This window comes from Variovorax raffinosi (genome assembly GCF_051216615.1).
Classification (GTDB): Bacteria; Pseudomonadota; Gammaproteobacteria; order Burkholderiales; family Burkholderiaceae_C; genus Variovorax.
In genome coordinates this window covers 1-12,018 of the sequence record NZ_JBPJZR010000025.1, presented here as the reverse complement: position 1 = coordinate 12,018, position 12,018 = coordinate 1, and the positions used below count along the sequence as shown (strand labels likewise).

Genomic DNA, 12,018 nt, shown 5'->3' with positions numbered 1-12,018 from the left:
TTTTTTCTGATCGAAGAGAGCCCCGGGTGCCGAGGCACTCGGGGCGGGCGTTTACATCAAATTGATCACGCCGTTCTCGACACTTGGCTGCTCAATGCGCGGCCGCCAGCAACGGTGCCGTCTGCAGCTGCGGATCGTTGGCTGCGGTCAGTGCCGTCTGCGCGCTCGCTGGCGGCGCAAAGCTGGCCATGGCACCGATCAACTGGTTCAGCTGGGTGGCTGCCTGGATTTGCACGCCGCTTGCGCTGGAGCCAGCGTCGGTCGACTTCCCGGACAGATCCGCCGCGGCCGGAGCCTCACCCGGAATTGCCCATTCGGATACGCCTGAAGCCGCCGCAGGGTCGTAGCGAAACGCGGCATCGCCGGCCAAGCCTGTCGATCCATCGGTGCGAGTGAACAGGCTGGTCCCATTGACCGATGAGCCATCGGAGAGGTGAACGGTTTCGCCCTGGGGGGTCAAGCCGATGGAGACGATGCCCAACTGGTCAAGCGTCTCGATCTTGCCGTCGACCAGAACCCGGAAATCCTTCCAGCGTGCATCGCCCGCATCCAGCTTGCCGTCATGGTTGGTGTCGAACACATCTCTCAGCGCCTGCATGTCGCTGGTGGCACCTGACTCCCATTCGGTGAACACGATGTCCTTTTGCTGGTCGAGCTTGCCGGTTCCATCGGCATCGATGGCAAGAACCCCCTCGCCGGCGGACGCCCAAGCCGTATGGTGTTGCTGGCCGTCGCCAGCCATGTCGAAAGTCGGGCTCGACGATGACAGCGGCGACAGCATCTCGCGTGCACCCTTGTTGGCGAGGTCAAGAACGACAGGAGTCTCCACGGGCGCAAGCCCGTTGAATACACCTGAATATTGTTCCTCAGGTCGCTTTGTGCCCGGATAGCCGACCAAATATTTGGTCGGCAGACCAAGCTGGCTGTAGTACTGATAAACGATCGCCGGCAGGCCCATGTACGACACACCGTGCAAGACGTCGACATGCGTGCCATCCACGAGATTGTCGCGCTCCGAAATCAGGGTACCTTGCGCATTGAAGTTCTGCTGGATCCAGACGGCGATCGCAGGTGTGGAAGTGCCGATGTCCACCACTCCGCCCTGCGAAATAATTTCGCTGTGCGAGCCATCCTGATTCGAGATGGTCTCATGTGTCTGCTGGCTCTGGGAATTGAGTGTGTAGGTGACGTCGGAGTGCGTGCCGTCGTCGTTCTGGACCTGCTGGCGGGTCTGTTGACCTTGAGCATCGAACCAGGTGATGACAGATGACCAGTGCTGGGTGCCCGCCGTGTCCCACTGGGTCTCCGAATGCGTACCGTCCGCAAAGTAGTCGATGGCCCCCATTTGCCGGCCCTGCGCGTCGTACTTCACTTGCGTTTTGATCGCGGACGAATTCCCCGTGCCGGTAGCCGCATATTGGCCTGTGGGGAAGATGTCGACACGCGTGCCGTCGCGATTGCTGATCTCCTCGCGCGTCAGTTGCTGGTTGGCATTGAACCAGGCGGTCAGCGTTGACCAAGTCTGCGCATTGGTCACGTCCAAGCTCACTTGTCGGTATGAGCCGTCGGCGTAGTTGTCCCGACTTCCCGTCAGGCGGCCTTGGGGGTCGATGAATTGCGCTGTCGACACCACGCCCAGACTGCCTGGCCCCGTCGTTGTCGGCTTGTCTAGCTGGAAGATATAGAGAAGCGTACCGTCAGAGGCAACTTGCAGCGTCGGAGCTTGCCCTGCGGGATAGACATCGGCGTAGGAGCCGTCGTCATTCAGAATCTGCTGCCACGTCTGCTGTCCTTGCGCGTTGAACGACGTGAAAACATGGGACCAGGTTTTTGTATTGTCCGCATCAAACACCTGTTCTGTATGGCTTCCATCGATGAACGTATCTCGCTGTGACACGTGACGATTTTGGGCGTCATAGTCGTCCTGTCGCCATACAGCTCCGTAATCCACCGAACCGTCATACTGATACTTTTTCGAGTGCATAAGGGAAGCGGTGACATTCGAGCCGTCGTGATTGTGGACCGCTTGCCGCACCTGCTGTCCTTGGGCATTCAGCCAAGTCTTGCTTGTCGCCCATGTGTTCGTATTGGTGGTGTCGAACAGCTCTTCGATCGACGTGCCGTCCGAAAAATCGTCTCGTGCCAGTTTCAGGTGCCCCTGGCTGTCATAGTCACGCAGTGAATTGGTTTGCCCTTGGGCTGGCGGCGCGCCATCCAGGCCGACTCCGCCATTGCTGAAGACGTCGGTGTACGACCCATCATTTCGAACAGTGTGCCGGTGGCTGCCGGTTGGATCGATCGTCGTGACGGAACTTGACTTCAGCGAGCCATCAGCGTTCAGATCCGTGACCGTCTCAGTGACCGAACCGTTGATGCTCGCTATCGAGACATCGGTGTGGTCGATCAGGCCGGTGTTGTGGCTGTCTTCCTTCAGGGTGGTGGTACGCCCATCTGCGCTGATGGTTTCAGTGCCCTTGGCGGTAACGATGCCGCTTGCATTCCGATCGGTGATCGTGCCGATCCAGGAATTGTCGATCTGCTTGCTCCAGTTCTCCTGGTGTTGATAGCTGCCGTTTCCGAGGTAGTCCGCTTTGATGTTTCTGGTCAAACCGTCGGCACTGACCGTCGTGACGCTGGAGGCCGGTACTGTGCTGTTGACCGTGGTGAGGGATGAAATCCACGCAACCGTACCGGCTGCCAGTACCGCTGCTCTCGCCAAGTCGTTGTTGGTCACCGTCGTCGTGGTGGAACCGTCGATTGCCGTCGTGCTGGTCACGGTTTGGTCGATGGCACTGTCGCCGTTGACGTCTGTGGTGGTGATCGTGTTTCTACCGTCGGCGCTTACCGTGGTCGTGGAACTTCTCTGCAGTGTTGGGGAGATCGCGACAAGGGTGCCATTGGCTCCGATCTGGCTGGCCCTGAAATCCTGCGTTGTGACACTTGTCGACCCATTTGCGTTGAACGTCCGACTGACAGTGCGCGTCTCGTCGTTGATGCCATCGGCGTTGTAATCGAAACTTGTTGTCGTGGTCCGCCCGTCAAAGCCAGTGGTCGAGGTGACCCGGTCCATCTGGGCTCCGCTTGCGTTGAAGTCGACGCTCGCGTCGCTCGAGCTGCCATCGACTGCTTTGACGATCGTTTCGGTTTGATCGACAACGCCATCACCGTTGGCATCCCGTGTGACCGTAACAACGCGACCGTCGGTGCTGGTCGCAGTGATGGTCTTCTCGAGCAAGCTGCCTGCTGCATTGAGCTTGCTGACCGTCACGACACTCGAGCCATCCGAGAGGACCTGCTTGCTCGTGGTTTGCGTCTGGTCAAAGCTACCCGATCCGTTGGTATCGCGCTGCGTGATGACCGTCAGGCCGTCAGCCGAGGTCGTTGTCACGGACTTGGCGATCAAAGTACCCGATACCGTATCCGTGACGCTGCGCGTCGTCGAGCCATCGGCGTTGAGCACAGTGATGTCGTCGGCCACCGCGTGGGTTGCAAGAGTAACGTCCAGATTGGTCAAGGCCCATGTCAGTTCGGTATTCCTCAAGCTCAGGTCGTCTGACATGGAGTACAGGACCTCCGCTGCGACCGAGGCACGATCCGTCATGTTGATGTCTTGCAGGTCCGGCTCTTGCCATGAAGGGATATGTGCGGCGAACATGTCCAAGAACGCTTGATCGCTCAGTGTTCTGTGCGTTTGCTGGAACTCGGCTGAAGTGAGTAAGGCTTGGGCGATATCGCCGTAGGATTGAAGGGTTCCTGCAGTTCCCAGAAAGCGTTGTATTTCGCTCGAGCTGGGAAATCTGTCCAGGAGCACGTGATAGAAATGGACGATTTCTCCAATGGCCGCATCATGGGCGGCGCCAAGACCGCCGATGTTCGTGAGCGTCTCGGTCTTTTTCGTCAGGCCATCAGCGCTGACGGATGTGATGATCTGCTGCGCCAGAGTCACATTTCCAGAGAGACTCGAAGTCGTCGTGACCTTCGTGCCGTCCGGGTTCGTCACGGTATGGGTGGATTGGGCAGTGATAGCAGTCGTCGAACGCGTGGCACTGTCTCGGCTAAACAGCTTGGTGACTGTTAAACCATCCGCGCTCGTGATGACTACGGCAGGCGCATCCTGAGCATAGGGCAGGGATAGGTTCTCAATGATTAGGTTCTCAGTGGCCGCACCGTTTGCATCGATCACAACGCGGTCGAAATCTTCATGTGAATTCGCGCCGGTCGTAGCGGCGTAGGCTTGGGCCCAATTCATTTCGGGGAACGCCGTGTGCCGACGCCCTTCCTCGGAATCCGCAATACCGGCCGCCACGGATGCGCGCGCGTCCAATCCTCCCCCTTGCAGGCTACCTGACCAGCTTGCAAGGCCACCAGCGTCCGGTGATCGCCCCAAGGCGTTTTGATAGAGCAGCGTCACAAACTGGGCATCACTCGGCGAGCCATACTTTTGCCGGAACTCGTCTGAGTTGATCAGGCCAGAGGCAATTGCCGCGGTTGTCGTGCCGGCCGCAAGCGCGAGGATGCCTTTCTGAATATCTTGTGAATAGGGAATCCGACCCAGTATTGCTTCGTACAAGCGGTAGATCTCGCTCTGACGCGTCGCATCTGAAGAGTTGTTGCCCCACACGGTACTCTTCGTCAGGCCGTTCGCACTGGTCGTCGTGATTCTTTGGTCTTTTCCCGTGATGCCATCGGCCTGCAAGTCGGCGTCGACCGTCACCTTGCTGCCATCCGGATTGACTGTGACGGTGGTCATCTGGTCCAGTACACCGTCCCCATTGATATCGATGCCGACGACAGTCGTCTTTTTGTCGGCACTGATCGTGGTCGTAGTTCTGTTGTGCAAGGAGCCATTCGCATTCAGCTCGGACACCACTTCAGTCGTCGAGCCATCCGCATTGATGGTCCTGATATCGGTGGTTGTGCGGCTGAAAGTGCCTGTCCCCGTTGCGTCCATCTGAGTGGTCACCGAGAGACCGTTCGCACTGGTGGTCGTGACCACCTTGTCCTTGAGCGAGCCGTTGGAGTTGAACTCAGTAAAGGTCGCTGTCTTTGAACCATCAGCGTTCAGGTTTTTCGCCGAACTGGTGGACTGGTCAACGGTGCCGTCACCGTTCAGGTCAGTCTGGGTCGTCGTCGTCAGGCCGTCGGCGCTGGTGACAGCGGTCGTGGATGACCGCAGCACCGAGCCGTCCGGCGTGTAGGTAGACGACACTTCAGTTCGACGACCGTCTGCACCGACAGTGATCGTGTCAGTGCTTTGGAATCCATTCGCACCAAAGTCGGAGGACTGTTTGACAATGCGCTTCCCGTCAGCGCTTGTTGTCGTGATGGTTTGGTCGAGCAGCGTACCGTTCGCGCTGTAATCCGAACGAGTCTCTGTCTTGGAACCATCTGCGCTCAGTTTCGTCACATCGCTACTGATGCTATCAATGGTGCCGTCACCATTTACATCCTTGGACACGGTCTTGGAAAGCCCGTTGGCAGCCGTGAGCGTGATCGTCCGATCGATCAGCTTGGTGCCGTCACCGTTGAAATCGGAAACCGTCTCGGTCCTTGAGCCATCGGCATTCAACGTCACGACATCGGTGGTTCTGCCATCGAAAACACCATCCCCGTTGGCGTCTTTCTGGGTCGTGATTGCCAGACCATTGCCGCTGGTGCTTACGATGGTCTTGCTCAATAAGGTGCCATTGCCACTGAGGTGCGAGCGTGTTTCCGTCTTCGAGCCATCAGTATTCAAGACCGTGACATCTGTGGCCCGACCATCGAAGACGCCGTCGCCGGTAGCATCACTTTGCGTCGTTGTGCTCAGGCCGTTTGCGTTGGTGGTGCTTACCGATCTGGTTTGCAGCGAGCCATTGGCGCTTGTATCCGTCACCGTGCGGGTGGTCGAGCCATCTGAGGCCAGTACGCCGACCTGCGTTTCGTCGATATGCCCGTCGCCATTGCTATCAGTCGTCTGAGTCGTTGTCTTGCGGTCGGCACTCGTGGTCGATATCACCTTCGACAACAACGCGCCAGTTCCGCTCACCATTGAGACTGTTTCCGTGCGGCTGCCATCGGCATTGAGGACGATGGCATCGGTCGTGGTCTGGTCAATGGTTCCATCGCCGTTGAGATCCAGGCCTTTGCTTTGAGTCAGTCCATTGGCGCTGGTCGTGGTGATCGACTTGTCGATCAACGTGCCATTGGCGCTCGTGTCGGTCACCGTTTCGGTGCGTGAGCCATCGGCGTTGGTGACGATGGTGTCCGTTGTCACGAGGTCATAAGTACCGTCGCCGTTGCTGTCCGTCTTGCTGGTTGTCGAGAGCCCGCTAGCCGATGCGGTGGTCAACGTGCGCTTAACCAATGAACCATTCGGAGCCAGGGTCGACACCGTCGTTGTGGTCGAACCATCGGCATTGACCAGGATGGTTTTCGTCTGTCCGACTGCACCGTCACCATTGGCGTCGACGGTCGTGGTGATCGTCTTCTTGTCGGCGCTGGTGGTGGTCACTGTCTGGCTCAGCAATGTGCCGTTGCCGCTCTTGCTGGTGATCGTCTCAATGCGGCTGCCGTCGCTGCCGATTACCGTCACGTCGGAAGAGAGCTGATCGATACTGCCGTCGCCATTCAGATCGGTCGACACTGTCTTGGACCGTCCATCGGCGCTCAGCGTCGTGGTGCTTGCGTCCCGCAGCGAGCCGTCGGCATTCCTGTCCTGAACGACGGTTGTCACTGATTTGTCGGTATTGACGGTGATCGAGGAGGTGGTGACGAGGTCAAAGTTGCCAGCGCCTGTGTGGTCGAGCGATACCGTCTTCGATCGGGCATCGGCGCTTGTGTTGGTGACCGTCCTGTCGAGCACGGTGCCATTGCTGCTGGTGTCCGTGACTGTCTCCACGCGGCTGCCGTCGGCATTGACTGCCGTCACACTCGTCTTGATCTGGTCGAATGTGCCTGAGCCGGTGCTGTCGACCTTGGTGGTCTTGATCAACCCATCGGCGCTTGTCGTCACCTGGGTCTGATTGATGACAGCGCCATTGACCGTCAGATTCTTCGTGGTCGTGGAGGTCGAGCCATTGGCGTTGCGAACGAATACCTGCGATTGATCCCAGACGCCATCGCCGTTCTGGTCAACCTGCGTCGAGACTGTTGAGGTGTCGGCGCTGGTGGTGGTCGCAGTGCGGCTCTTCAGAGAGCCGTCGGCGTTAAGGTTGCTGATGGTCTGTGCGAATGAGCCGTCTGCGTTGGTGCCGGTGATGATCGATTGCGAGCGATCGAATATGCCGTCACCGTTGTCGTCATAGTTGATGGTCTTGGTGAGACCATTGGCGCTGAGCGTCGACACATTTTCGAAGGCCTTGGAGCCGTCGGCATTCGAACCAACAATATCCGTGGTGACCGAGCCACCGGCGTTGGTGGTCTGCGTTTGATGAATGAGATAGCCATTGCCGTCCGTCGCCAGGACGGCGTCGCCTACCTGACCTTTGGTGCCGTCGGACTTTGTATAGCTCGTCGTGCCCGTGAAGGCAGAACCATCGCCAAAGGTCTGCCCGCTTCCTGTCGGCGTCAAATCGATCGAGGTGATGCCGAGCGAATCCAGCGACACCATCTGGCCATTGACCATGACCTTGAACTGCGACCAACTGGCATCACCCGCGTCGATCCTGCCATTGTGGTTCGTGTCGAACACATCTTTCAGCGCCTGAAGGTCGGAGGTCGAGGTCGGGTCCCATTCAGTGAAGGCATATTGGTTCTTCTGGTGAATCTGGCCGTCGCCATAGAGATCCAGCGCCAGCACGCCGTTGCCGGCTGCAGCCCAGGCTGTGCGATGTTCGTAGCCGCTGCTATTCGTATCCACAAACTGTGTGGATGACGACAGCGTGTCGAGGTTCAAGCCCTTGCCGTCGAGGTTGAGAACGACCGGGCCGAAAAATGGCTCATTCAAATCGAAATCGCCCACATCGGGAAATAACCCCCCAAAGCAAGGCTCCGGAAAGGGCACGTTGGGGATTGTGGGAGGGGTAAATTCGGGCAGAGGTAAGTCGTAATTTGGAAGCGGAAACGCCAAGCCAGGTTGGAAGTTGAATCCGGGCTCTAACAGAGTCGGATTAAATGGCGCGTATCCTGGATCAATGACTGGCGTAGAGCCAAAGTTCGGAAACGCCCAGCCGACGTCAGGTTGCGTGTAGCCGAAACCAGGCTGCAAATAAGATGAGTCTGGGAACGTCGGATTGAAATTTAACCAATCATGTTGGGTATTTGACCCGAAAGCTTCGGGGGCCGAACTGAATGGCAAAGACCCTTCCCCAAATAAGGAAGAGCCAATAGATACCGCTGCAACGTTGGGCATCGGCGGCACGACAACCGCCACCAACGGGACTAAGCCATTAGTGGAGCCGAATATTCCACTCGCATTATTGGCCGGATTGGGTATTGTGAAAGTCCCGTCGGGATTTCTTTGCATCGCAAGACCAATATCATAGCCTTGCGAAATGGCAAAGAAACCATGAACGGAGTTTCCAAATGGTGCTGACGTGTCTTTTCCTCCAAGCATCGCATTTGCACTTCCAAACAGCTCAAGTGCGTTTTGAAGCGTTATTGATGGATTTTCTTGGTGCGCAGCACCAAAAAATACCCCGACGCCATCATTTCCCGCATCGGTGAAAGCAGGAATGAAATGCCCGCCAGATGTGAATGAGATATCCTGATATTGGGAGTCAAAGCTTCCAAAATGCGGAGCGAATGCCGCCAACTCACGAGCTGCCAACAAAGCGCTTCCGCTCGCGCCATCGACATCTCCAGCGGCGTTGCTCTCCGCCATGGAATTCATGTATGAGCCATATCTGGAGCCAGCTGCGGCGACTTGCGATAGATAGTCTGAACTGGGTAGCACCAACGCATTGTTTATTAAAATCGGGTTGGACCATGAAAAAGAGGTCGAATAATAGCTGGGGGCGGCACCCAAGTAATTAACATTGAACCCCATTGCTGATGTCAGGTCAATAATCGGAGTTCCGTCAGAATATCTTGCCAAGTACCCAGGAAATGTTTGGTAATTTCCATTGCGGTCATCGTATGTTCTAACAAAAAGATCTGGCGTAGAGTTTGACATGATATTCCGTCCTTTGCCGAGTATTTGCACGGCAGCAGTTGAGGTTGAATTAAATTCGACTACTCAATTTCATTTATCCAGCCATGTGGCCATTTTGTGCACGCGACTATTGAGTAGTACTTCCTGAATTCCTGCGGGGGGTGGGCGGCTTCAAAATTACCTGTCTCCTTGATTTCTTTTATATTTAAGAAGGACGGAGTGAGCCTCCCGCTCAAGAAATCGTTCTGCATAATGATTTTCTTCAGCCCCTGCGTTTTTGGATCGCCAATTTCTTTGGCTGTTGTCCAGGCTGGGTAGAGTTTTTCGCTCACGTCATCGCTGCCTTTTTTTGTAATTGCATCGGCGACGATGTAAGCGCTGCACGTAGGCTCTCCCCCGTGGCCTTTCAATTCGATAAGATATCCATTTGAATCTTTTGCCACTTCGAGAGCGTCGACAAGCCTGCCACCGACTGTGATGCTCGCATTTCCAAGCTCACCACCATGAGACTGCTCTTGGAGTCGCTTAAACACTTCCTGAATATTCAAATGCGTATTGCGTAAGTTGCAACTTGTGTAGCTTTCTAGGGATGATGCGAAAAATATTAAAGACGCTGAAATTCCTAGCAGAGCCAAAATGCGAAGTGAAGCGCGCTTATCTTTTATAAATGGAATTCTCAGCAGTGTTGCCAATGCCCACGCAAGGACAAAGAATAAAAAACAAAACAGCACTAAGTTTGGCCAGGAAAGCCACGGTCGCAGTGGTCTAAGCTGTGAGTAATTTTCAAAATCAATAATGTGCGGGAGAGCTCCAGCACCATCAGCCGGCGTGCCATGAATCAAGCCGGTTCCCCAGCCCGCGCACATTCCATTTCCAAGAAGGAAATAAATTAGATGGGATATAGCGAATGCCCCAAAGAGCAACAACAGTGCTTTCCCCCAATGCGGGGAGGTAATACTCGAACGAAAGATCTTCACAAGGTTTTCTATTTCACTTAGATTGCTCGATCCGCTCTGGGTGTGGCCCGGGCATGAGCCACCCGCGAAAAGAGGTGCTGACAGGATCTAGTCTGACTTAGCGGGGATTGAGATCATCCAAGGGATGATTTCTGCGATGTGCCTGATGGAATCAGAAAGATTTGTGCAATTCAACGGTGCGATTTGAGGCGCTCGTTGCAGCAATTGACGGTAAGCCGGGGTGGCATCCATCAAACAAACGAGGGGTTTTGTTTATTTGCGAGCACAATTTCAGCAGGGATAAACTTTCGCGCCCCAAATTTGGCGGTGCGAAACATATCGATGCCATTAACTCGCGTTCAATTTTCTCCATCGCTCATCCCTCCGTTGTGAGTTCTTACTCAGGCGAAATTTCCTAAGGCAAGTTGCCTGGCCTGGCTGCAAGTTGCGCGCATACTTTTCTCATATTCACGATCTTGCTCGACCTTCATTAAAAATCTTTGAGACTGCATCGAGGAGAGCAACGTTTTGAATTAAGGGGGTGCCGGTCTCCCTGTTTGCGATCTTTGGCTTTTACGCAGCATGCCAGAGCTGTAGTGGCGATTTTTAAATGAGTGCGCTGTTCTGATGAAAATCGATCCTGCATCAATTTCTCACAAAGTACAGATTTTTTTGATGACAGATTTGTGACTTTTATTAGCCGTGAATTAGCATGAGTGGTACGAGTAAGAAAATAGTTCATTCCCGAATGAGGCCTGATCGATTTAATTTTTCGGCTGCGATGTCTAAACACTCGTAGAACGGCTTGCTCCGGAAGTCGCTGCGGCTACCGTAGCCTTGTGCCGGTGGCCAGCGAAGTCGCATTAATGGTTGGAGTTGTGCGATGGCAAGGACGCTGTCCATCCAACTTCTCGTGGATGCTCAATGACCGTCCAAAAATTTCCTTAAGGGCATGGCGTGCAGAGCTGAATCAGTTCTCGCCGAATGCGAGGCGCTAGGCACGTCGGCTATTGCGGCGGCACAGTAGCGCAGCATGAATGCCAATCTCATGCACTGGTCCTGCCGAAACCATATGCATACGCCCGCGGCCGCAGCGTCAGCAGGCGTTGGCGAGCTCATGCCGCTAGATTCGCGGTCCGAACCGGCAACCGGGCGGCGACACGAGAGCACGTCTCGTGGTCAGGATTCAAGCCGTCCAGATCTTCATCAAGCTCGGCAAGCGCATCAGGGCGACCATCCGGCTATTGGGGTGCCCGATCAAGAATGGATTGAAGGGCGAGTACCGGGAGTGCGAGCGGTGGCTCGACTTGCCGAAGGGCTATGCGCGCCCAAAGCCCAAGTGTTCTCAGAAGCAGAGGGAGGTGGCTATCAGGCACGAGCTCGATCATGGGCGTCGCATCGCCGCAACCGTGAAGGCCATGGGGATCTAGGCCGGGCCCTGGATTCACGAACTGCAACCGGGGTGTTGTGGCATTGACCAATGTAGCGTCGCCGGACCACCGCGCTGAGTGCGTTCGCCTGACTAAGCAGAGCCAAGGAGGGGCGGCGGACTCAGTCTGAAGCGAAGAGGAGAATCCTTCGGATCAATCAACCAGCCCGACCACCGATGCTTTTGGCCGGATTTTGCTTGATGGCTGAACGCTCGGTTCTAGCAGTCTTCGCTGCGTACCCCCGCAACCAACTCACTGCAGCTCGTGTCCAGGCAACAGCTCCATGCCGACCCGCTGCGTCAGCTCCCCGTAGCTCATGGGCCGTCCGGCGCGGGCCTCTTCAGAATTCGATTGCCAATGCGCCCAGGCCTTGCCCGTGCTCTCGTCATAGACAAGCTTGAAAAGGTGCGTGGGTACACGCACGCGGTTAGCGCCGATTGTCTGTAAGGGGCTGGCCATCCCATCTTGAACACCCGGGCGCTGGCGGTAACGATCCTGTCCACGAAGGAATAGATGGACATGATGGCAAACGGTCAAGAGGTGCGTCGGCGCCGGTACA

At 56.0% G+C, this 12,018-nt stretch carries 2 protein-coding genes and 1 pseudogene; all 3 read right to left on the bottom strand.

Annotated features, from left to right (window positions below):
* Positions 1 to 91 precede the first annotated feature (91 nt).
* Complete coding sequence (locus tag ACSFB7_RS37140) at positions 92 to 9,094, bottom strand: DUF4214 domain-containing protein (RefSeq protein ID WP_435477341.1); 9,003 nt, start codon at positions 9,092 to 9,094, stop codon at positions 92 to 94.
* 59 nt (positions 9,095 to 9,153) lie between these two features.
* Positions 9,154 to 10,050 (bottom strand): hypothetical protein, encoded by an 897-nt coding sequence (locus ACSFB7_RS37135; RefSeq protein WP_435477340.1) that lies wholly within the window; start codon positions 10,048 to 10,050, stop codon positions 9,154 to 9,156.
* A 1,661-nt stretch (positions 10,051 to 11,711) separates the two neighbouring features.
* Positions 11,712 to 12,018 (bottom strand): annotated as a pseudogene (locus tag ACSFB7_RS37130) (hypothetical protein); the annotation flags it as partial.

Bases quoted from the DNA above. Each gene is read 5' to 3' on its own strand.
- ACSFB7_RS37140 (WP_435477341.1), bottom strand. From the start codon at position 9,094: ATGTCAAACTCTACGCCAGATCTTTTTGTTAGAACATACGATGACCGC.